This window comes from uncultured Tateyamaria sp. (assembly GCF_947488715.1).
Taxonomy (GTDB): Bacteria; Pseudomonadota; Alphaproteobacteria; order Rhodobacterales; family Rhodobacteraceae; genus Tateyamaria.
This window is the reverse complement of sequence record NZ_CANLAG010000007.1, coordinates 172,535-194,692: the sequence shown is the minus strand read 5'-3', so window position 1 is coordinate 194,692 and position 22,158 is coordinate 172,535. Positions and strand designations below refer to the sequence as shown.

Here is a 22,158-nt window from a genome sequence, read left to right as displayed (position 1 = left end):
ATAGATCGGGTCCGGCGCGCAGATGCCGCCGGACCCTGTGCCAGCCTTAGTTGGTGGCGGCGTTGATCGCCTGAGCGGCGTCGATGTTGTCCTGGCCCACGTCGTCCTTGAACTCATCCCAGACGGGCTTCATCACGGCGACCCATTCGGCACGTTGCTCGGCTGTCAGCGCGCGGACCACACCACCGGCGTCGATCACGGCCTGCTTGGCCTCTTCGTTGACCTGGAAGGCCTGCGTATTGCGCGTGGTGGTCACCTCTTCGATGATGGTGGCCAGCTGGTCACGCGTGTCATCTTCGAGGCTGTCCCAGAAGTCGGTCGAGGTCACGACGAGGTAGTCGATGATGCCGTGGTTGGTCTCGGTTGTACCGTCCTGCACCTCAAAGAACTTCTTGCCGTAGATGTTGGACCAGGTGTTTTCCTGACCGTCCACAACGCCGGTTTGCAGCGCGCCGTAGACTTCGGAGAACGCCATCGGCTGGGGCGAGCCACCCAGAGCCGCCATCTGTGCCTTGAGCACATCAGAGTTTTGCACCCGGAACTTCAGACCATTGGCATCCGACGGAGAGATCAGCGGCTTGTTGGCCGACATCTGCTTCATCCCGTTGTGCCAGAACGCCAGACCCAGCAGGCCGCGGCGCGTCATGGATTCCTTCATCGCCTGACCGGTCTCGGAGGCCTGGAACGCGTCAACCGCGTTGATGTCGCGGAACATGAAGGGCAGATCGAAGATGCGGAACTTCTTGGTGAACTGCTCGAACTTCGACAGCGAGGGTGCTGCCAGTTGCACGTCGCCTTGCAGCAGCGCCTCGAGAACCTGATCGTCGTTGTAGAGCGTCGAGTTCGGGAACACTTCCATGCAGGCGGTGCCGTTCATCTCGTCGTTCACGCGCTGTTGCAACAGCGACGCCGCGATCCCCTTGGGGTGCTTGTCGGTGTTGGTCACGTGGCTGAACTTGATCACGATCTCGCCGGAGTCGCAGGCGGCGGCAACGGCGCCCGCGCTGACGGTCAAGGCCAGGGCGGCAGCGGTCAAAAATTTCATAATGTCTCCTCCCAGAGAAATGTTGTGAAACCGTTTGTCCCCGCGGGGACAGGCCGCCACATAAAAGCAGACCGCGCGGTGCGTGCAGCATAAAGTTCTTGGAAATATCTGGAGAAACGACACCAACGACATAATAACAATGCCTTACGCGTATACCTTCATCTCACAAAACCGATACTACACGCGGCTATGTGCGGTTTCCCGCACGGCCCCACGCAACACTGTGCGGATTTCCGCACAGTGTTAGCGCCGGTAGTCCTCGGCGCGAATCCCGTAGCGCTTGAGCTTGTCGTAAAACGTCTTGCGCGGCAGTTGCAGCGCCTGTGCGGCGGCGCTGGCATGACCGTTCTGGCGCCCCAATGCGGCAATGAGCAAGGACCGCTCGACCCGCGCCATCTGTTCGGCGAGACCTTGATCGGCGACTTCGGCGGCGTCTTCGGGCATGCCCAGCACAAAGCGCATCGCCGCACTCATCAGTGACCGCGCATTGCCGGGCCAGTCCTGCGCCATGAGTGCCGCCATGTGGTCGGGACCCACCTCGGGCGGGGTCAGACCCGCCTGTTCGGCGGCTTGTGCGACGTAGTGACGAAAGAGCACGGGAATATCCTCGGGGCGTTCGCCCACAGAGGGGATGCGGACGGGCATGACCTCGATCCGGTAGTAGAGATCGGCGTTGAGCGCGCCCGCCTCGACCGCAGCGGCAAGGTCGCGGTTGCTGCCTGCGATCAGACGTGCGGCGCTGCCGGCCTCCAGCGCTTCGAGCAGGGCCAATTGGCTGGCGGCGGGCAGATGGGTGATCTCGTCAAGAAAGAGGCTGCCGCCCTCGGCCTCCTTGATCGCCTCGGCCAGCGCCTTGGGGCGCAAGTCGCTGGCGGCGCGTTTGACAAAGGCGGCCTTGGACCGGAGCGAGGACAGGTGGATGACCTCGGCCACCTTGGAGATACCAGTGCCGGGCGCGCCGGTCACCAGCACCTCGGTTTCCAGCGGGGCGACCAGACGAACGCGGGCGCGCAACCCGTCAGCCAGATCGGAGGTGCCAAAGAGCATGCGCGAGGCGGGATCGCCGCTTTCTACCAGTTTGCGCAGGCGGCGGTTTTCCAGCACCAGCGCGCGGGATTTGAGCGCGCGTTCAAGAACGGACAGCAAGTCACTGGGCGCACAGGGTTTTTCGAGGAAGCCAAAGGCGCCCTCGCGCATGGCTTGCACGGCCATGGGAATGTCGCCTTCGCCGGTGAGCAGGATCACGGGCAGGTCCGCATCCACTTTGCGCGTGTGGGCCAGCAGGTAGAACCCGTCGCGGCCCGGCATGCGAATATCCGACAGGATCACGCCGTCAAAGTCGCGGGTGATATGATCCTTGGCCACCACGAAAGAGGCCGCCGTGATGGGCGCGTAATCCGCCAATTCCAGCGTTTGCGCCAGCGCGTCGCGCACGGCGGCGTCGTCATCGACCACCAGCACCTGAACGGTCATGCCGCGTCCCTTTCTGTCCATGGCAGGAGTTCGACGGTGAATTCCGCCCCCTGATCGCTGTTGCCGCCACGGATCTCGCCACCAAAGCTCTGGACGATGCCGTAGGAGATCGACAGGCCCAGCCCCATGCCTTCGGAGGCGCCGACCTCTTTGGTGGAATAGAACGGGTCAAACACGCGGTCCGGCACGGCGATGCCCGGCCCGGTGTCGCGGATGGTGACCGAGGCCCCCGCGATCGACAGGGTCAGGCGGCGCGTTTCGGTGCCCGCCATGGCGTCCACCGCGTTGGAGATCAGGTTGACAAAGACCTGCCCCAGCCGCACCTCGCCCCCCGAGACCCAGACGGGCGTGTCGGGCAGATCGAGGTCGAGGGTGACATCCTCGCGCCGGATACGGGGCATGGTCAGTTCCACGGCACTTTGTACCACGGCAACCAGATCGACGCGCACAGCCGGTTCGCTTTCCTGCCGGGCAAAGGCGCGCAGGTTCTTGATGATGCGGCCCATGCGGTGGGCCATGTCGGCGATGCGGCCCAGGTTTTCATCCGCCCGGTCGGGTTTCGATTTGGCGAGGAACTGTTTGCCGTTCTCGGCATAGGTCTGGATCGCCATGAGCGGTTGGTTCAGCTCGTGGCTGAGGCCCGCGCTCATCTGCCCCAGCGCCGACAGTTTGCCCGCCTGTACGAGGTCGGCCTGCGCGCGGGCAAGGGCCGTTTGTGCCTCTTCGCGTTCCTCGGCCTCGCGGCGCAGTTGGGCATTGGTATCGGACAGGGCGGCGGTGCGTTCGGCCACGCGCTGTTCCAGCAGTGCGTTGGCATCGGCCAGTGTGCGGCGGCGTTCGGTGGCCAGAAAGAGCAGCGCACCGAAAGCAAGGCAGAGCCCCGCCACGGCGGCGGCTTGCAGCGTGGCAAGGCGGCGGGCCGGGGCCACATCCACCAGCGCCTCGCCCGTCATACCGATCACCGGCAGCGCGCGCACAAGGTGCAGCGCGTTTTGCGGCAGGTACGGCCCCCACCCCATTTGCCAGACCTCGTGGCGGCCCAGGTGGTAGCTGTCGAAGGGCAGTGGCGGGCCGAGGTCGGGCACGAGGCCGGGCGCATTTTCGGGCCGTTCCCAGAACACGATTTCGGAGCGGTTGGTGATGAACACGCGGTCTTGCGCGTCGGTGAAGAACACCGCCGGGTTCGATCCGACCCAGTCCCATTCGATGCCTGCGAGGTTGGCGGTGACGACCACGGCCCCCTGTACCTTGGACTGGGCGTTGAACACCGGGGCGGCATAGGCGAACACGCGGGCACCTGCGGGCGTTTTGCCGTTGCCCCAACCGAGCGCCCCTTGGGTTGCGCGCTGGACCAGCGGGGCGATGTCGACGCCGGTGGGTGTGGGCCGGGCCGAGGCCATGACGTGCCCTGTGGCGTCGGTCAGGCGGATGTCCTCGGCAGCGGTCTTGTCGGCAATCTCGAGCAGCAGCGCCTCGGCGGCGGCGACATCCTCGCCTGCGAGCACCGCGCCCACTTGCGGGTGGTCGGCCACAAGCACAGCCAGTTCGCGGTAGCGTTGCAGCTGCCCCGTCAGCCGGTCCGAGGCGAGGGCGAGGTCCGATGCGCCCTGGCGCGACAATTGGTCCAGCGCCTGGAAGTAGCCATAGCGCCACACACCCGCCGCCGCCGCGGCGACGACGGCCACAAAGGCCAGCACAACGCTGACCCGTCTGAGGAGACCCGATGTCATGGGCGCACCCTAGCCGCGGGCATCGGGGCTTGCCAAGCGCGCGCGGGGCTGAGACATCTGGGCCATGTTGATCCAATCCCCCCATGACCCCGATTTCGTGCAGGACCCCTATGCGTTTTACGATGCGGCGCGGGCGGATGGCCCGGTGCAGTTCTGGCAGGATTACGGGATGTTTGCGACCTTTGACCACGCCACGGTGCACGCGCTTTTGCGCGACCGGCGGTTGGGGCGTGCAGTGCCGGGGCGCGGGGCCGCGGCGGCGCATTTGACGGATTTCGACGCAGTGGAGCGGTATTCCCTGCTGGAGCTGGAGCCGCCCGAGCACACGCGGTTGCGGCGGTTGGTGCTGCATGCGTTCACCTCGCGGCGGATTGCGGCGCTGGAGGGGGACATCAGCGCCATCTGCGCCGACCTGCTGGCGGGGTTGCCCGCGGGGCCCTTCGACCTGATCCCGACCTATTGCCAGCTGGTGCCGGTACGCGTGATCGCTCGCCTCTTGGGTGTGCCAGAGGAGATGGGGCCGGACCTGCTGCGCTGGTCGGCGGCGATGGTGGCGATGTATCAGGCGGGGCGCAGCCGTACGATCGAGGACGCCGCCAACACCGCCGCCGCCGAGTTCACAGCCTTCCTGCGCGGATATATTGAAGAGCGGCGCAATGACCCGCGCGACGACCTGATCACCGAGCTGATTGCCGCCGAAGACGGCGGCCAGACCCTGAGCATGGACGAGATGATCGGCACCTGCATTCTGCTGTTGAACGCCGGACACGAGGCGACGGTGCACAGCCTTGGCAACGCGGTCAAAGCCCTGGTGGACCGCGGCGCCACAGACGCCCTCGCCCATCCCGAACGCTGTGTTGAAGAGGTCATGCGCTATGACCCGCCGCTGCACATGTTCACGCGCCACGTCTACGAACCGATTGAGGTCGGTGGTCACAAGCTCACCCCTGGTGACGAGATCGCGCTGATGCTGGGGGCTGCGGGCCGCGATCCGGCGGTGTTCGATGCACCGCACCGGTTCGATCCGACCCGCGCAAAGAACCCGCATGTCGCCTTTGGCGGCGGCCTGCACTTTTGCGTCGGCGCACCGCTGGCCCGGCTGGAAATGCAGATCGCCCTACCGATGCTCTTTGACGCGATGGCCGATCTGCGCATCACCGAGACGCCCATGTATGCCGATAGCTACCACTTTCACAAACTCGACCGCCTGATCGTCACCTCGTGAGTCGGGACTGGGTCAAGGATGGCCAAAGGCCACCGCCAAAGGCGGCGTGTCCTTGACGCGGGCGCGACTCACAACACCTTCGAAAAAGTCTGTTTAAGACGCACCGCGCCTTAAACGACCTCTCAGCAGAATATCCAAACAATCCAACCCGCGCAGCGTCAGAAGCAGAGCGTCGCCTCACCACTGGCTGAATGAAAAATGCGCGGTAGCGCGCAATTGGATCACGTCTCCAGCGGGAGCATCGTGGTGGACTTGATCTCTTCCATCGACAGCAGCGCCGTCACGTTGTGCACCCGCACCTCCGAGATCAGCGCCTGGTAGAACGCGTCATAGGCGCGGGCATTCTTCACCCGCACCTTGAGGATATAGTCGATGTCACCCGCCAGACGGTGCGCCTCTTGCACTTCGGCCCGGTCGCGCAGGGCCTGCAGGAATTTCGCCTGCCAGTCGGCCTCGTGCTCGGAGGTGCGGATGAGGACAAAGAAGCACGCCTCGAACCCCAGCGCCTCGGCATCCAACACGACGGTCTGCTGACCGACCACCCCCGCCTCGCGCAGCTTGCGAATCCGGTTCCACACTGGCGTCTTTGAGGACCCCACCGCACGCGCAATATCGTCCAGCGACTGACTGGCATCGCGCTGCAACTCGGCCAGAATTTTGCGATCCACGTCATCAATGCGAACAGACATTCCAAAGCGCTCCAATTCGGGAAACAGGCGTTCTGCGCCTGCAAAGAGATGGAACAATCATCCTTATCTGCGCCACTGTCTAGCGTCAAAGTGGGATAATTTCCTATATTGGGGGTCAGAATTTACGAAACGAGGCACAGATGAACCATTTTCCCATCTTCCTGAACACTGCCGGACGGCGGATTGTTCTGTCGGGTGGCGGCGATGCCGCTCTGGCGAAACTGCGCCTGCTGATGAAAACCACGGCGCATATCTCGGTCTTTGCGCCTGACGCGGACGATCAGATCAAGATCTGGGCCGCCGAGGGCAAACTGCGCCTGATCGACCGCGCGATGGAGCCGGGCGATGCGATGTGCGCGGCCCTGTTCTATGCCGCAGACGAGGACGCCGCCGAGGACAAGCGCACCGCCGCCATCGCCCATGCGGACGGCGCGCTGGTCAACATCGTGGACAATCTGGCCGACAGCCAGTTCATCACCCCCGCCATTGTGGACCGTGACCCTGTCACCGTCGCCATCGGCACCGAAGGGGCCGCCCCCGTGCTGGCCCGCGCCATCAAGGCCGACCTCGAGGAACGCCTGCCCACGTCGCTTGGCACGCTGGCACGGATTGGCAAAGCGTTCCGCAAGGCGGCTGACGCCCTGCCCTTTGGCCGTGCGCGCCGGGACTTCTGGCGTGACTACTATTTCAATGCCGGCCCCAAGGCTGTCGCGGACAGTGTCGAGGCTGTGCAGCCCGCGCTGGACAACCTGCTGGCCGATCACCTGCTGCGCGAGACGCGCAAGGGTCACGTTGCCTTTGTCGGTGCGGGCCCCGGTGATCCCGAACTGTTGACCCTCAAGGCGCGCAAGGCGCTGGATGAGGCCGATGTGGTGATTTACGACCGCTTGATTTCCAAGGAAATCCTCGAACTGGCCCGCCGCGAGGCGACCATGCTGGACGTGGGCAAAGAGGCCTTTGGCCCCTCGACCCCGCAGGAGGTCATCAACGATCTGATTGTGGAGCATGGCCTCAAAGGTGCCCAGGTTGTCCGTCTGAAGTCCGGTGACGCCACTGTGTTTGGCCGTCTGGACGAGGAGATTGAGGCCGTGACCGAGGCGGGTGTTGATTATCACATTGTGCCGGGTATTACGGCGGCCTCTGCTGCCGTTGCCTCTATTGGTCAGTCGTTGACGCGTCGGGGCCGCAACTCTTCGGTGCGGTTCCTGACCGGTCACGACACACGCGGCTTTGCCGATCACGATTGGCGCGCACTGGCACAGCCTGGCGAGGTTGCCGCGATCTATATGGGCAAGAAATCCGCCCGCTTTATTCAAGGACGGTTGCTGATGCACGGGATCGATCCGGCCACGCCGGTGACTTTTGTGGAGAATGCCAGCCGTGCGGATCAGCAGGTCCTGTCGACCACCGTGGCTGAGATGGAGCCGACACTGACCCAAGCCGGTCTGGGCGGCCCTGCCCTGACATTCATTGGTCTGGCCCCGCGCGCGGCGCTTGCCGCCATTCCCGAGATCCCCATGCCCCAAATGCCCGAACAGATTCAGGAGGCGCACTGATGCCCAAGGCATTCACCCCCAAAGTGGTCACCGCCAATCACCTGTTGGCCGGCGACGTGATTTATCAAACCACGGATGGCTGGACACGCCAGTTGTCCGACGCAGAGGTGTTGACCGATGAGGCCGATGCCGATCTGCGTCTGATCGAGGCCTCGCAGCAGGTTGATGTGGTTGTGGGCGCCTATCTGGCCGATGTGGCCGTGACAGACGGCGTGCCCGCCCCCACCCATTTCCGCGAAACATTCCGGGCCACAGGCCCCAGCAACTATGCCCATGGCAAACAAGTGGACTTTGCGACGGGCGCATATGAGGAAGCTTCCTGATGTATAGCTATTCCGAATTCGACACCGCCTTTCTGGCGGAACGCAACCGCCAGTTCCGCGCCCAGGTTGAGCGTCGCATCTCCGGTGCGCTGACCGAGGACGAGTTCAAGCCGCTGCGCCTGATGAACGGTCTCTATCTGCAACTGCACGCCTATATGCTGCGCGTGGCCATCCCTTATGGCACGCTGGACAGCGCCAAGATGCGCAAGCTGGCCGAGATCGCTGAGCGCTGGGACAAGGGTTATGGCCACTTCACCACGCGCCAGAACATCCAGTACAACTGGCCAGAGTTGAAGGACGTGCCCGACATGCTGGACGCGCTGGCAGAGGTGGGCATGCACGCCATCCAGACCTCTGGCAACACGATCCGCAACGTGACCGCCGACCATTTCGCAGGGGCCGCAGCGGACGAGATTGCCGACCCGCGCCCCGTGGCCGAGCTGATGCGCCAGTGGTCCACCGACCACCCCGAGTTCCAGTTCATGCCCCGCAAGTTCAAGATCGCCATCACCGGCTCGCCCAACGACCGCGCCGTGACCAAGGCGCATGACATCGGCATCCGTATGGTAACCCGTGACGGGCAACGCGGCTACGAGATCATCGTGGGTGGTGGCCTGGGCCGGACGCCGATGATCGGCAAGGTCATCACCGACTTCCTGCCCGAAGCAGACCTGCTGCCATATCTCGAAGCCGTTGTGTCCGTCTGGAACCAGATCGGCCGCCGCGACAACAAGTACAAGGCGCGCATCAAGATCACCGTGCACGAGCACGGCATCGACGAAATCCGCCGCCTGGTCGAAGAACGGTTTGTGGAAACCCGCAAGACCTTCTCGGGCGTGGATGTCCAGATGCTGCGCGAGATCGAAGACCACTTCGCCGCACCCGCGTTCAAGACCGCGTCCGAGGCACCGTTCAAGGACGCCTATCACAACGACCCCGTTTTCCGCAGCTGGGCCGACACCAACCTGACCGCCCACAAGGCGCCGGGATACAAGATCGTGTCGATCTCGCTCAAGAAACACGGGGCCACACCCGGTGACGCCAGCGCGGACCAGATGCGCCTGATGGCCGATCTGGCGCAAGACTACGGCCACGACGAATTGCGCATCAGCCACGAACAGAACGTGATCCTGCCCCATGTGCATGTGTCCGATCTGCCCGCCCTGCACGCGCGCCTCAAGGATGCGGACCTCGCCACCGCCAATATCGGCTTGATCAGCGACATCATCGCCTGCCCCGGCATGGACTATTGCGCGCTGGCCACGGCCCGCTCGATCCCGATCGCCCAAGAGATCGCCACCGCCTTTGACGACCTCAAGCGCGAGCACGAGATCGGCAACCTCAAGATCAAGATCTCGGGCTGCATCAACGCCTGTGGCCACCACCATGTGGGCCACATCGGGATCCTGGGCCTCGACCGCGCGGGCGTCGAAAACTACCAGATCACCCTGGGCGGCGATCACACCGAAGCCGCCAAAGTGGGCGACCGCGTCGGCCCCGGCTTCTCGGCGGATGACATCGTGCCTGCGGTGGAACGGATCGTGGACACCTATCTCGACCTGCGCAGCGACGTAGACGAGGCGTTCATCGACACGTATCGCCGCACGGGCCTCGCCCCCTTCAAGGCGGCCCTCTACCCCGAAACCAAGGTCGCCGCGGAATAGGCTCTGATGCTTCATTGTTCCCCAAATATGCACGGCCCAACACAGCCCGAGGCGCAGGTGATGGTCAGCGCGCTGAACGCGAAACTGACCCATCACGGCGCCACGGATGTGCTGCGCGCGGCCTTTGAGGCCGTGCCGGACATCGCATTGGTGTCCAGCTTTGGGGCGGAATCGGTGGTGCTGCTGCATCTGGCGGCGATGGTAAAGCGGGACGTGCCGGTGATCTTTATCGACACCGAAATGCTCTTTGCCGAGACGCTGGTGTACCAGCAGGACGTGGCTGAACGGCTGCGGCTGGAAAACGTGACCGTGATCCGTGCGGATGACATTGCAGCGCATGACCCGGACGGCACATTACACCAACGGGATACCGATGCGTGCTGTGCGCTGCGCAAGACCGTACCGCTGCAACGCGCACTTGCGCCTTACGGCGGCTGGATGACGGGGCGCAAACGCTACCAATCCGGCACACGCGCGCGCCTCGAGTTCTTTGAGGTTGAAGACGACACGGGCCGGATCAAGGTCAACCCGCTGGCCCGCTGGGCGCCGCAGGATGTGCGCGATTACATGGACGAGAACCGCCTGCCCCGGCATCCGCTGGTGGCGCAGGGCTATCCCAGCATCGGCTGCGCGCCCTGCACCTCACCGGTGGCTGAAGGCGAAGACCCCCGCGCCGGACGCTGGCGCGATACGAACAAGGACGAATGTGGCATCCATTTTGTGAACGGCAAAATGGTGCGCGTAGGAGAAAGCAAATGACAATTGTTGTGACAGATCAGGGCTTTGGCCCGGACACTTGGGACGGCGGCTATGCCCCTCTGGGCGAGGCGGCCAATGATGCTGCGGCCCTGGATGTGCCCAGTGATGCGGACCCGGATCAGATCCCGCTGAACGCGGACATCATTCGCGTGGATTTTCCCAGCTTTGCCGACGGGCGCGGGTTTACCATCGCCCGGATGTTGCGCCTGCGCGGCTATCAGGGGCGTTTGCGCGCAAGGGGCCACGTGATCTCTGATCAATATGCCATGGCCCGCCGCGCCGGTTTCGACGAGGTCGAGATCAGCCAGGCCCTCGCGGCACGTCAACCCGAGGACCAGTGGGTTTTCCGCGCAGACTGGCAGGCCCATGACTATCAGTCGCGGCTGCGTGGCGCGTCCAATCACTAAGGTGGTGCGCCTGCGCACCTGATACAGATCAAGGCGCGCGACCATTCGCGCGCTTATCCCGTTACAAAACCCTTCCCAAATCGAGAGGCGCAGGTGTAAACCTGCGTTGACACACCCATGACCGAGCAAACACCCGTGAACCAAGCCAGCGCCGTGAAGGCGACACCCGCCCTGCCCGATGCCCAGACCGTGACGCAGGTCACGCACTGGACCGACCGTCTGTTTTCCTTCCGCGTGACGCGGCCTGCGTCGTTGCGGTTCCGGTCGGGCGAATTTGTGATGATCGGCCTGATGGGCGAACCGCACCCCGAAACCGGCAAGCAAAAGCCGCTGCTGCGCGCCTATTCCATCGCCTCGCCCAGCTGGGACGAAGAGTTAGAGTTCTATTCGATCAAGGTGCCCGACGGCCCGCTGACCTCGCGGTTGCAGCACATCAAGGTGGGCGAAGAGATCATCCTGCGCCCCAAGCCCGTTGGCACCTTGGTGCATGATGCGCTGTTGCCGGGCAAACGGTTGTGGTTCTTTGCCACTGGCACCGGGTTTGCGCCTTTTGCGTCGCTCTTGCGCGAGCCACAGACTTATGAGGATTACGACGAGGTCATCATCACCCACACCTGCCGCGAGGCGGGCGAGCTGGAATACGGTGCCAAGCTGATCGAGGATCTGAAGTCGGACGAGCTGTTGAACGAGCTGATCGGCGACGGGTTCTGGAAGAAGATCAAGTACTACCCCACCACCACCCGCGAAGAGAGCCCAAAGATGGGCCGCATCACCGATCTGATGAAGTCGGGCGAGGCTTTCAGTGATCTGGGTGTGCCGCCATTGAACCCTGACACGGACCGCGCGATGATCTGTGGCAATCTGGCGTTCAACCTGGAGCTCAAGGACATGTTCGAGGACTACGGCCTCGAAGAAGGCGCCAATTCCAAGCCTGCGCATTACGTGGTGGAGAAAGCGTTCCTCGACTGACGCGTTTGCGACATGTGGAGCGAAGAAAAAACCGCGCCCCGGTCACTCCGGGGCGCGGTTTTCTTTTGCGTGTTGGTGGGCGCGTTGTGCGCCCGGTGACGGATCAGAGACCCATCGCCTCTTTGACCTGATCGAGCAGACCTTTGAGCAGTTCAGGGTTGTCCTTTGCCTGCTGGAGGCCGGCCTTGAGCGTGGTTTTCTGCAACGCACCGATGTCAGAGCCGTCGATCATCTCGGCGACCTTGTCAAAGTTGAAACCGTCCACAGTCAGCAGGTCGGCGATGCCGGTGCTGGCGGCTTCGGTGCCTTCGGCAGCCACGTCTGCGGCTTCGTCCACGGCCTCGGTGGCTGTTTCAGTCGCTGTTTCCGTAGCTGTCTCAGTGGCAGCATCAGTTGCGGCCTCTGTTGCGCCTTCGGCGGCATCCGTTGCCGCTTCGGTCGCGTCCGTAGCAGCGTCTGTTGTGGCCTCCACAGCGTCCGTCGCTGTGTCGGTCACGGCTTCGGCTGCATCAGTGGCTGTCTCTGTCGCGGCCTCAGCGGCGTCCGCAGCGGCGTCTGTGGTCGCTTCAACAGCGTCTGTCGCAGTGTCAGCAGCCGCATCAGCGGTGTCTGTCACAGCATCAACTGCATCGGTCGCGGTGTCGGCCACTGCGTCCACAGCATCCGATGCTGCGTCAGTTGCCGCGTCCACTGCGTCACCACCGGTCTCGGCCAGCGATTGTGCTGCGTCCGTAGCTGCATCAACCGCCGTATCAACCGCATCACCCGCAGCGTCCACGGCCTCTTCGGCAGTTTCGGTCACGGCCTCTACGGCCGTCTCAGCCGCATCCGTGGCCGCCTCAACTGCACCTTCAACAGCGCCTTCGGTTGCTTCAACGGCCTCACCCACGGCGTCGCTTGCGCTTTCCAGAGCGGCGGGCGCATTCACGGCCTCAGCGGCCTCGGTCACAGCCTCTTGGGGTGTTTTGCCGGAGAAAAGCAGATACCCGCCCCCCACGATCACAACCGCAACAATTATCCAGATCAGATTCTTCATGATACGTCCCCTTTGATTTTGGACTAACGCACAACATGCGTCTTGAGTTCCCGGCTGTCAGATGCGCGTCCACAAAGAAAGGTGCAAGGGGGAAAATCCGCGATTTCGGCGCAGTATGGCCGATTTCGAGGGTTGAAGATGCACCGGTCAAGGTCTACCTTCCGGCCTCAAATTTCCGCAACAATCAAGGACAACCACCATCGCTCGCAGACCACACAACGCGCCGCCTCAACGTGACACCGGCCCGCGCGTCAACGACAAGATCCGCTCTTCCGAAATCCGCCTGATCGGCGCAGACGGCGAAAACGTCGGCGTTGTCACCCCGGCCCGCGCCATGGACATGGCCGAGGATGCAGGTCTGGACCTGGTCGAAATCTCGCCCAACGCAAATCCGCCCGTGTGCAAGATCATGGATTTCGGCAAGTTCAAATATGAGCAGCAAAAGCGCGAGAGCGAAGCCCGCAAGAAGCAGAAGGTCATTGAGATCAAAGAGGTCAAATTTCGGCCCAACACAGATACCAATGACTATGACGTCAAGATGCGGAACGTGTTCAAGTTCCTGGAAAACGGCGACAAGGTGAAGGTCACTTTGCGGTTCCGCGGTCGCGAGATGGCGCACCAGAACCTTGGCCGCGAGCTGCTGGAGCGGGTGGCCGAGGACACCAAGGAACATGGCAAGGTCGAGAACTTTCCCAAGATGGAAGGTCGCCAGATGGTCATGCTGATCGGCCCCCTGCCCGCTAAGGGGTAACGCGCCCGCATCTGACCCCGATACCCTCTCATCGCATTTCTGACGAAATACGATTGCCGGGTGACGCCCCCGCAAGCGCGGGGGCTGAGAAGGTCGTCAGATGGTCATGCTCATCGGACCGCTGCCCGCCAAGGGTTAAGCCGATTTCGCAGCAAGTTTTGTCAGGGCGTTGCATATGCGGCGCCCCTTCTTTTTGCGCAGTCAGCACGTGCAGACAAAACTGCCTGTGTGCCTGTGTGCCTGTGACAATGACACGTCTGTGATGACCGGGGACGGATGGTCCGCGCCGCCTTGACGCCGCCCCTGCCGCGCTAGAGTAAGGGCCTGTTACCGCTCACAGCCCCTAGGAGGTCCCATGCCCGCATTTGCAAAATATCCCAGCCTTGATGGCGCATCTGTTCTGATCACCGGCGGGGCCTCAGGCATTGGGCGTCTCACGGTCGAGGCCTTTGCCGAGCAAGGTGCGCGGGTCGGATTTCTAGACCGGGACGCGGATGCCTCCGCAGAGGTGAGCGCGGCCACAGGTGCGGCCCACGCCCTGTGCGATCTGCGCGACATCGAGGCGACGCGCAGCGCCATCGCAACGCTGGCCGAAGAGGTCGGCCCCTTCACCGTTCTGGTCAACAATGCCGCGCGCGACGACCGCCATGACTGGCGCGAGGTGACGCCGGAATACTGGGACGAGCGGATGCAGACGAACCTGCGCCACATGTTCTTTGCCATTCAAGCGGTGGCACCGGGCATGATGGAGGCCGGCGGTGGATCAATCGTGAACCTCGGGTCAAACTCCTGGTGGGAAGCAGGCGGCGGGTTCCCGGCCTACACCACGGCCAAGGCGGCGGTGCACGGTCTGACCCGCACCATGGCGCGCGATCTGGGCGATCACCGCATCCGCGTGAACACGGTCGTGCCGGGCTGGATCATGACGGACCGGCAAAAGGAGCTGTGGGCCACACCCGAGGCGCTGGAGGCGCACCGCGCGCGCCAGTGCCTGCCCGATCTGATTGACCCCGTCTATGTTGCGCGGATGGTGCTGTGGCTGGCCTCGGATGACGCTGCGATGTGCACGGCCAACAATTTCATGGTCGAAGCGGGGTCGATCTGAGCCCCTAGGCTTGTGCGGCAATGGCGACGATCTCGATCAACGTGGTGCCACCGTCGCCGATATCGGCCCCCATGCACGCCCGCTGTGGCCAATGTGCAGCGGGGCCGATCCACGGCGTCCAGACCGCATCCATCTGCGGTTTCATTGTCATGTCCTGTAGGTAGATCGTGACTTGCAGCAGGCGGGATTTGTCACTGCCTGCCTCTGCGAGCCGCGCATCAAGGAACGCCAGCGCATTTGTGGTCTGTGCTGCGATGCCTTGTGCCGCGTCAGGATCATAGGCGACAGCATAGACCAGACCGCCATGGGTCACGGTCAAGCTGCGCCCGGCGACCGGGGCAGGCCAGCGTTGGATCGGGGATGGCAAGTGCGTCTCCGTTTCATGCAAAAGGCCCAGAGATTATCCGGGCCTTCGTCGTCGTTGTTCGGGATGTTAGCTGGCAGCAGCAACCGCCCGTTTGGTCATTACCGCACACAGATGCGCGCGGTAGGCACCGGTGCCATGCAGATCGTTGATCATGTCATCGCCGCTCAGAGACAATCCGTCGATGGCATTCGCAGAGAAGTTGGCGGACAGCGCGGCCTCGGCCTCGGCCCAGCGGAACACGCCGTCATTGCTGGCCCCGGTGATGGCCACGCGCACGCCGTCAGCATATTTCGCGACAAAGACGCCCACCAGCGCAAAGCGCGAGGCAGGTTGCACGAACTTCTGGTAGTTCGCGGCCTCTGGCACGGGGAACCGGACCTCGGTGATGATCTCGCCCTCATCCAACGCGGTGGTGAACATGCCCTGGAAATAGTCGTCGGCCGCAATCTCGCGGCTGTTTGTGACGATGGTGGCCCCTGATCCAAGTGCTGCTGCCGGGTAACAGGCGGAGGGGTCGTTGTTGGCCAGGCTGCCGCCGATGGTCCCGCGGTTGCGCACCGCCGGATCCCCGATATGGGCCGCTGTGGATGCCAGCGCCGGGTAGGCCCCCGCCTCTGCTGCCACGGTGGCATGGCTCGTGGCCCCACCGATACACAGCGCACCGTCGTCGCCCGTGCAAACACCCTGCATCTCGGAAATGCCCTTGAGGCTCACCAGCTTTGTCGGGCTCGCCAACCGCTGCTTGAGCGTGGGGATCAGGGTCTGCCCGCCTCCCAGCGCTTGTGCGTCCTCGTCTCCCAGAGCCGCAACTGCATCCGCAACTGAACTGGGTTTTGCAAATTCGAAGTTATACATCTTCAGGTCCTTCTTCTCGGCAACATGATCCTTGTCATCTTGCCAAATAAACTCCGGGGGTCCGGGGGCTGGCCCCCGGTCCTGCCCTTTCCATTCAGCCGTTCATCGCCGCCCAGACACGATCCGGCGACAGGGGCATGTCCACATGGGTCACATCCTTGCCCGCCGATTGCAGCGCATCGACCACCGCATTCACCACCGCAGGCGGCGATCCGATGGCACCGGCCTCGCCGCAGCCCTTGACCCCGAGCGGGTTGTGGGTGCACGGCGTCTGGCAGGAATGATCCACCGAGAACATCGGCAGGTCATCAGCACGCGGCATCGCATAGTCCATGTAGGACGCGCTCAGCAACTGGCCGTTCTCGTCATAGGCACAGTTCTCAAGCAGCGCCTGCCCGATCCCCTGCGCCAGACCGCCATGGACCTGACCCGTCACAATCATCGGATTGATGATGTTGCCAAAGTCATCTGCGGCCGCAAAGCGTTCGATACTGACCTTGCCGGTGTCGGGGTCCACTTCAACTTCACAGGCGTAAGCCCCTGACGGGTATGTGAAATTCGACGGATCATAGAAGGCCGTCTCTTCCAGCCCCGGCTCGATATCCTCGAGCGGATAGTTGTGCGGCACGTAAGCGGCGAGGGTCACATCCCCCCAGGCCACGGACTTGTCCGTGCCCGCAACCGAGAACGCGCCGTCCTTCAGCTCGATATCCGTCTCGGATGCTTCGAGCAAATGGGACGCGATCTTCTTGGCCTTGTTGATGATCTTTTCCGTCGCACGGACCATGGCCGAGCCGCCGACCGCAATCGACCGCGAGCCATAGGTGCCCATGCCCATGGGTACTTTGGACGTATCGCCGTGCACGATCTCGATCATGCTCTCATCAATGCCGATCATTTCGGCCACCACCTGGGCAAAGGACGTCTCGTGCCCCTGCCCGTGGGAATGCGAGCCGGTCATTACAACGAGGCCCCCGGTGGCATTCACCCGCACGGTGGCGCTCTCATACAAACCAGCACGCGCGCCCAACTGCCCCACGAGGTTCGACGGCGCGATGCCGCAGGCCTCAATATAACAGTTCACGCCCAGCCCGCGCAGCTTGCCGTTTTTCTCGCTTTCGGCACGGCGCGCGGCGAAACCGGCGAAATCGCCCATCTCTTCGAGCTTGTCCATGGTCGCGTGATAATCCCCGGTGTCGTACTCGACCGCCACAGGCGTGGCATAGGGGAATTCGGTGATGAAGTTCTGACGACGCAGCGCGATGGGATCCACACCCAATTCGCGCGCGGCCTTGTCCACCACACGCTCCAGCTGGAACGTCGCCTCGGGGCGGCCTGCGCCGCGATAGGCATCGACCGGCACCGTGTTGGTGAACACGGCCTTGACGTTCACATAGATCAGCGGGGTTTTGTAGTTCCCGGCCATCAGCGTGCCGTGCAGCCATGTGGGCACCGACGGCGCAAAGGTCGACAGATAGGCACCCATGTTGGCATGGGTTTCCGTGCGCAGCGCGGTAAAGTTGTTGTCCGCATCCAGCGCCAGCTCGATCTTGGTCACGTGGTCGCGGCCATGGGCGTCCGAGATGAACGCCTCGGACCGGGACGACGTCCACTTGACCGGACGGTTGCAGGCCTTGGCGGCAAAGGTACAGAACGCTTCCTCTTGATAGTGGAAGATCTTGGTGCCGAACCCACCGCCCACATCGGGGGCCACGACGCGCAGCTTGTGTTCCGGGATGCCCAGAACAAACGCACCCATCAACAGGCGGATCACATGCGGGTTCTGCGACGTGGTATAAAGCGTGTGCTCATCCGTGCCACGGGCATAGTCACCCACCGCCACGCGCGGCTCCATCGGGTTGGCGACGAGGCGGTTGTTGATCAACTCAAGCGTGGTCACATGGGCCGCGTCCTCGAATGCCTTGTCGGTGGCGGCCTTGTTTTCCTCAACAAAGCCCCAGTCGTAGCAGAGGTTATTGTTCAAATCGTCATGCACCTTGGTCGCGCCGTCCTTGAGCGCGTCCTTCATGTCCACAACGGCGGGCAGTTCGGCGATGTCCACGTTGATCGCCTCGGCGGCGTCACGGGCCTGGGCCAAGGTCTCGGCGACCACGGCGGCGATGGGTTCGCCCACATGGCGGACCTTGCCCTGCGCCAGCACGGGGTGTGCCGGTTCCTGCATGGGTTCGCCGTGTTTGTCGGTCACCTGCCAGCCGCAGGGAATGGAGCCTACGCCCTCGAAATCCGCGCCGGTGAAGACCTTGACCACGCCGGGCATGCCCTCGGCCGCGCTGGTGTCGACACTGGTGAGCGTGCCATGTGCAACGTCAGAGCGCAGGAAAAACACATGCGCCTGACCGTGCAGGTTGATGTCGTCGGTATAGTTTCCAACGCCGGTCAGAAACCGTACGTCCTCGCGCCGCTTGCTGCTGGCGCCGATGCCTCCGTCTTTTGGCATAGTTCATTCCTCCCTGATGTGGCGGTGCGCAATGAATGCGCACCCTACGGTGTGGACCTGTGCCCTGCCGCCGTAGGGTGTGCGTTTGCGCGCACCTTTACTATTCTGCGGCGATGGCGCCGACGTCCTGACCGGATGCGGCCATGATCGCTTTGACGATGTTATGGTAGCCGGTGCAGCGGCAGATGTTGCCCTCAAGATATTCCCGCACGTCGCTTTCGGACGGTTTCGGGTTGTCCTTGAGCAGCGCCGCCGCCGACATCACCATGCCCGGCGTGCAAAAGCCGCATTGCAGGCCGTGGTGGTCCTGGAACGCCTGTTGGATCACATTGAGCGAGCCGTCTGCGTTGGCTTGGCCTTCGATCGTGGCAACATCCGCGCCATCGGCCTCGGCCGCGAGCATTGTGCAGCTTTTGACCGCGACACCGTCCACGTGGACCACGCAGGCCCCGCATTGTGACGTGTCGCAACCCACATGTGTGCCGGTCAGTTTCAGCTCATCCCGAAGGAAAGACGACAACAGCGTGCGCCCCTCGACTTCACCAGACGCAGCTTTTCCGTTCACGGTCATGGTGACCTGTGCCATGGCATCCTCCCTTTTGGCATTCTTGTTTAGAGGGAGTTAAGCATGGCGATTGGCCGTTGAGAACAGAAAACTTTGTGTGTCCCCGGAAATCGCAAGATCGTGCAGATGTTTAGGGGCCGGTGCTGCGCGGGCGGGGCCGTGTGGGAATTTCCTTGAGCAGGCCACCCACCCCCATGGCCGAGATGTCGCCTTGTACCATTGCGATCCCGCAAGCGAGCCGCTCAAGCACCCAGTCCGCCCCGTTGAGTGCGGGCGAGCGGGCGCAGCCCGGCAGTCCGATCACAGGTCGCCCCGATAGTGTGCCGAAAAACAGCAGATTGCCGGGATCAACCGGCATACCGTAGGCCGTTACCGTGCCGCCCGCCTGTCTGAGCGCCTCTGGTGCCACATCGCAGATGTCGGATGTCGCGGAGGCCGTCAGGATCAGGATCATCTCACCCTGCGCCTTCCGAATGGCGCCCGCGAGTGCATCCGTTTCATGCGCCACCACGCAGCGGTCATCCAGTGTGATCTCAAGGCGGTCCAGGCGGCCCGTCATCGCGGCACGGCCTTTGCCCGGCGGTGTGTCTGCGCCGACGCGGGTTTCGATCAACGTGGCGGTTTTGACCGTGGGCCGCGCTACGGACAAGGCGCTGCTGGCCACGGCGCAGGCGCGGTCCAGATGGGTTTGCGGCACTGCGTATGAGATGATTTTGATCGTTGCGACCATCGTGCCTGCGTCCACGCGGTGAAATTGCGGGACGGTGGCAAGTGTGATCATGGGATCGACCGCGTTCAGCGCGGCCACCGCGCTTGCGTCCACCTGAACCACGCCCGGACCTGTTGCATAGAGGTTAACGCGGCCCGCACCGGCTGGCGCGATGCGCAGGCCCTGTTCTTTTTCATCCACGACAATTGCGTCGGCCAGCGCAGATGCCGCGGCGTTTTCTTCGGTATCGCCGGTCTCAAGGCGCGCAACCACGAGGGTGTGGTGCCCGGCCGCTTCAAGATCTTCCACGTGGGCGGGCGTCAGCACTGTGCCTTTGGGCACGCGCCCGGTTGAGGACGGCATCGAATGCGCCAGGATTGCACCGGTGGCCGACCGTATCGGCACAGAGCCAAAGATCATGTTGGACGCCTGAGGCGCTGTATCATCTGCGCCAGGATCGACACCGCAATCTCGGGCGGGCTGGCCGCGCCAATGTCGAGGCCGACAGGCCCTGCAATGCGCGCAATGGCGCTTGTATCAAAGCCTGCATCCTCAAGCCGCGCGACCCGCTTGGCATGGGTGCGGGTCGACCCCAGCGCACCGATGTAGAACGCGCCGGAGTTCAGCGCCACGTGCAGTGCCGGGTCATCCAGTTTCGGGTCATGGGTGAGCAGCACCAGCGCAGTGCGCGTGTCCACGCCGACCTCTGCCAATGCCGCATCTGGCCAATCGTTGATCACCCGTTCGCCAGGGAACCGGGCCTGCGACCCAAAGGCCTCGCGCGGGTCGATGATCACGGGGTCGTAACCCGCAATACGCGCCATCGGCACGAGGGCCTGCGCGATATGCACCGCGCCCACAATCACCAGACGCAACGGCGGGTTGTGGATCGCGACAAAGGTGCGGGTGTCCTCTTCGACGCCCGTGCGGTCGCTGGCAAAGCGTGCAGCATGCCCGCTTTCGTCCAACCGCCGTTCCCAGTTTTCCAGATCAACCACATAGGCAACCGGGGTGCGTGCCGCGCGTGCGGCCACGAGTTTATCCAACAGATCAAGAGGCATGGCGGGCCCGACGGGTTCAACCAGCACCTTGATCGTACCACCACAGGCCAGCCCAACGGCAAAGGCATCATCATCGCTGACACCAAATTCCAACAGGCGTGGCTGACCGTCTTCGATGGCCTCCATCGCCTCGACCACCACTGCGCCTTCGACACAACCGCCGGACACCGACCCCATCATGTCGCCTGCGCCTGACACGACCAATTGCGCACCGGCGCGGCGCGGCGCACTGCCCCAGGTCTGCACAACCGTTGCGAGGGCCGCGCCCTGCCCCGCCTGCACCCATGCCAACGCCTGCTCCGGCGCGTCATCCAAACTGGTCATACCTTGTGCCTTTCGTTGCGCCTGTTGGCCCGGCACCAACCGTATCGCCAGCCCGTTGCGGGACACAAGCCCCGGCCATGCACAGACCAGCCGCACCGCAAGTGCTTGCGCCCCTGCACCCTGCGCCTTACATCTGGGGCGAGACAGCCGGAGATGCCATTCATGCCCATGCAAGCCCAGGAAATCGAGGATCTGATCCGCGAGAGCTTTCCCGATGCCAAGATCACCATCACAGACCTGGCCGGTGACGGAAATCACTACTCGGCCGAGGTTGTGGACGCGTCCTTTGCCGGAATGAACCGCGTGCAACAACACCGCGCCGTGACCAAGGCGCTCAAGGGCAAGATGGACGGCAGCCACGGCGAATTGCACGCACTGGCCCTGACCACCAAGGCGCCTGCATGAACCAGCTATGCCGGATCCTCTCTGCGCCCTTCCGGCGTGGGCCGCGCAGGCCGCTGGCCGCGCGCCGCCCGGATCGCCAGACCATGGGCCAAGAGCACGCCGTGCCCCTGGGCATGGAAGCGACGGATCTGGCACTGGTCGACCGGGTGAACCGCAAAAACGACGCGCTGGAACGCGTGACACTGCCGCGCAACGGGCAGGACCGGACCCTCAGTGGGTTGTCCGGGGCCAGCACCCTTATCGACCCGATGCCCGAGGACGAAACCTATGCCGCGCGGTACCACCGCGCCTACAACAAGAAAGAAGATTGACATGAGCGACGCCAACGCACGCATCTCCGAAACCATTCAGGCCAACAACGTGGTCCTGTTCATGAAAGGCACAAAGTCGATGCCGCAATGCGGCTTTTCCAGCCGTGTGGCAGGCGTGCTGAATTACATGGGCGTGGATTTTGCCGACGTGAACGTGCTGGCGGACGAAGAAATCCGCCACGGGATCAAGGATTTCTCCGACTGGCCCACGATCCCCCAGCTTTACGTCAAAGGCGAGTTCGTCGGCGGCTGCGATATCATCACCGAAATGACCCTGTCGGGCGAGTTGGACACACTCTTTGACGAAAATGACGTGACCTATGACAAGGACGCCGCCGACAAAATCCGCGAAGCCAACGGCTAAGCCGGGC

The 22,158-nt window shown here is 63.3% G+C and carries 23 protein-coding genes; 12 read left to right on the top strand and 11 right to left on the bottom strand.

Features of this window, described 5'->3' with window-relative positions; translation table 11 throughout:
* Positions 1-46 precede the first annotated feature (46 nt).
* The 3 genes from Q0936_RS16470 to Q0936_RS16460 all read right to left on the bottom strand — a co-directional run bounded on the left by Q0936_RS16470 (position 47) and on the right by Q0936_RS16460 (position 4,248).
* The gene (locus Q0936_RS16470) at positions 47-1,045 is read right to left on the bottom strand and encodes a DctP family TRAP transporter solute-binding subunit (RefSeq protein WP_299298347.1); all 999 of its coding nucleotides are present in this window, start codon (positions 1,043-1,045) and stop codon (positions 47-49) included.
* Positions 1,046-1,288: 243 nt separating this feature from the next.
* Positions 1,289-2,518, bottom strand: coding sequence for a sigma-54 dependent transcriptional regulator (locus tag Q0936_RS16465; protein ID WP_299298350.1), 1,230 nt, complete (start codon positions 2,516-2,518; stop codon positions 1,289-1,291).
* Complete coding sequence (locus Q0936_RS16460; RefSeq protein ID WP_299298353.1) at positions 2,515-4,248, bottom strand: ATP-binding protein; 1,734 nt, start codon at positions 4,246-4,248, stop codon at positions 2,515-2,517. The genes Q0936_RS16465 and Q0936_RS16460 overlap by 4 nt, the downstream gene beginning before the upstream one ends.
* Before the next feature lie 64 nt (positions 4,249-4,312).
* On the opposite strand from Q0936_RS16460, the gene Q0936_RS16455 reads away from it, so the two are divergent.
* On the top strand, positions 4,313-5,473 hold the full coding sequence (locus Q0936_RS16455) for a cytochrome P450 (protein WP_299298356.1): 1,161 nt from the start codon (positions 4,313-4,315) through the stop codon (positions 5,471-5,473).
* A gap of 221 nt (positions 5,474-5,694) precedes the next feature.
* On the opposite strand, the gene Q0936_RS16450 is transcribed toward Q0936_RS16455, so the two are convergent.
* Positions 5,695-6,162 (bottom strand): Lrp/AsnC family transcriptional regulator, encoded by a 468-nt coding sequence (locus Q0936_RS16450; protein WP_299145163.1) that lies wholly within the window; start codon positions 6,160-6,162, stop codon positions 5,695-5,697.
* Positions 6,163-6,302: 140 nt separating this feature from the next.
* Between Q0936_RS16450 and cysG the strand changes: the two genes are divergently transcribed.
* From cysG to Q0936_RS16420, 6 genes are all read left to right on the top strand, one after another.
* Entirely contained in the window at positions 6,303-7,718 is a 1,416-nt protein-coding gene (gene cysG, locus Q0936_RS16445; protein ID WP_299298359.1) for a siroheme synthase CysG, read from the top strand.
* Positions 7,718-8,041 (top strand): DUF2849 domain-containing protein, encoded by a 324-nt coding sequence (locus Q0936_RS16440; protein WP_299145158.1) that lies wholly within the window; start codon positions 7,718-7,720, stop codon positions 8,039-8,041. Before cysG ends, Q0936_RS16440 begins: the two co-directional genes overlap by 1 nt.
* Complete coding sequence (locus Q0936_RS16435) at positions 8,041-9,705, top strand: nitrite/sulfite reductase (protein WP_299296385.1); 1,665 nt, start codon at positions 8,041-8,043, stop codon at positions 9,703-9,705. Before Q0936_RS16440 ends, Q0936_RS16435 begins: the two co-directional genes overlap by 1 nt.
* Before the next feature lie 27 nt (positions 9,706-9,732).
* The gene (locus tag Q0936_RS16430) at positions 9,733-10,464 is read left to right on the top strand and encodes a phosphoadenylyl-sulfate reductase (protein WP_299296388.1); all 732 of its coding nucleotides are present in this window, start codon (positions 9,733-9,735) and stop codon (positions 10,462-10,464) included.
* Positions 10,461-10,871, top strand: coding sequence for a DUF934 domain-containing protein (locus Q0936_RS16425; RefSeq protein ID WP_299145152.1), 411 nt, complete (start codon positions 10,461-10,463; stop codon positions 10,869-10,871). The genes Q0936_RS16430 and Q0936_RS16425 overlap by 4 nt, the downstream gene beginning before the upstream one ends.
* A gap of 117 nt (positions 10,872-10,988) precedes the next feature.
* Positions 10,989-11,840 carry a ferredoxin--NADP reductase gene (locus Q0936_RS16420; protein WP_299296390.1) on the top strand — a complete coding sequence of 284 codons (852 nt, stop codon included), beginning with the start codon at positions 10,989-10,991 and terminating at the stop codon, positions 11,838-11,840.
* Between the two features lie 103 nt (positions 11,841-11,943).
* Here the strand turns inward: Q0936_RS16420 and Q0936_RS16415 are convergent, their stop codons facing one another.
* Positions 11,944-12,876: a translation initiation factor 3 gene (locus tag Q0936_RS16415; protein ID WP_299296411.1), complete on the bottom strand. Its 933-nt coding sequence runs from the start codon at positions 12,874-12,876 to the stop codon at positions 11,944-11,946.
* Positions 12,877-13,075: 199 nt separating this feature from the next.
* Here Q0936_RS16415 and infC point away from each other — a divergent pair, with 199 nt between their 5' ends.
* Together infC and Q0936_RS16405 are read left to right on the top strand one after the other, a co-directional pair.
* On the top strand, positions 13,076-13,627 hold the full coding sequence (gene infC, locus Q0936_RS16410; protein ID WP_299145251.1) for a translation initiation factor IF-3: 552 nt from the start codon (positions 13,076-13,078) through the stop codon (positions 13,625-13,627).
* Positions 13,628-13,982: 355 nt separating this feature from the next.
* Positions 13,983-14,732, top strand: coding sequence for an SDR family oxidoreductase (locus Q0936_RS16405; RefSeq protein ID WP_299296414.1), 750 nt, complete (start codon positions 13,983-13,985; stop codon positions 14,730-14,732).
* A gap of 4 nt (positions 14,733-14,736) precedes the next feature.
* On the opposite strand, the gene Q0936_RS16400 is transcribed toward Q0936_RS16405, so the two are convergent.
* From Q0936_RS16400 to Q0936_RS16375, 6 genes are all read right to left on the bottom strand, one after another.
* On the bottom strand, positions 14,737-15,099 hold the full coding sequence (locus Q0936_RS16400) for a RidA family protein (RefSeq protein ID WP_299296416.1): 363 nt from the start codon (positions 15,097-15,099) through the stop codon (positions 14,737-14,739).
* Positions 15,100-15,165: 66 nt separating this feature from the next.
* A complete protein-coding gene (locus Q0936_RS16395; RefSeq protein ID WP_299296418.1) occupies positions 15,166-15,954 on the bottom strand; it encodes a xanthine dehydrogenase family protein subunit M in 789 nt (262 codons plus the stop codon).
* Between the two features lie 94 nt (positions 15,955-16,048).
* On the bottom strand, positions 16,049-18,412 hold the full coding sequence (locus tag Q0936_RS16390; protein WP_299296420.1) for a xanthine dehydrogenase family protein molybdopterin-binding subunit: 2,364 nt from the start codon (positions 18,410-18,412) through the stop codon (positions 16,049-16,051).
* A gap of 100 nt (positions 18,413-18,512) precedes the next feature.
* Positions 18,513-18,998 carry a (2Fe-2S)-binding protein gene (locus Q0936_RS16385; protein WP_299145138.1) on the bottom strand — a complete coding sequence of 162 codons (486 nt, stop codon included), beginning with the start codon at positions 18,996-18,998 and terminating at the stop codon, positions 18,513-18,515.
* A gap of 109 nt (positions 18,999-19,107) precedes the next feature.
* Entirely contained in the window at positions 19,108-20,106 is a 999-nt protein-coding gene (locus Q0936_RS16380) for a molybdopterin-binding protein (RefSeq protein ID WP_299296422.1), read from the bottom strand.
* The gene (locus Q0936_RS16375) at positions 20,103-21,071 is read right to left on the bottom strand and encodes an XdhC family protein (RefSeq protein WP_299296424.1); all 969 of its coding nucleotides are present in this window, start codon (positions 21,069-21,071) and stop codon (positions 20,103-20,105) included. Before Q0936_RS16375 ends, Q0936_RS16380 begins: the two co-directional genes overlap by 4 nt.
* A gap of 162 nt (positions 21,072-21,233) precedes the next feature.
* On the opposite strand from Q0936_RS16375, the gene Q0936_RS16370 reads away from it, so the two are divergent.
* From Q0936_RS16370 to grxD, 3 genes are read left to right on the top strand one after another with little or no spacing between them, the layout of a single operon-like run.
* Positions 21,234-21,476: a BolA family transcriptional regulator gene (locus Q0936_RS16370; RefSeq protein WP_299296426.1), complete on the top strand. Its 243-nt coding sequence runs from the start codon at positions 21,234-21,236 to the stop codon at positions 21,474-21,476.
* Complete coding sequence (locus Q0936_RS16365) at positions 21,473-21,787, top strand: hypothetical protein (RefSeq protein ID WP_299296428.1); 315 nt, start codon at positions 21,473-21,475, stop codon at positions 21,785-21,787. The genes Q0936_RS16370 and Q0936_RS16365 overlap by 4 nt, the downstream gene beginning before the upstream one ends.
* A gap of 1 nt (position 21,788) precedes the next feature.
* The gene (gene grxD, locus Q0936_RS16360; RefSeq protein ID WP_299296430.1) at positions 21,789-22,151 is read left to right on the top strand and encodes a Grx4 family monothiol glutaredoxin; all 363 of its coding nucleotides are present in this window, start codon (positions 21,789-21,791) and stop codon (positions 22,149-22,151) included.
* The last annotated feature ends 7 nt before the right edge of the window (positions 22,152-22,158 follow it).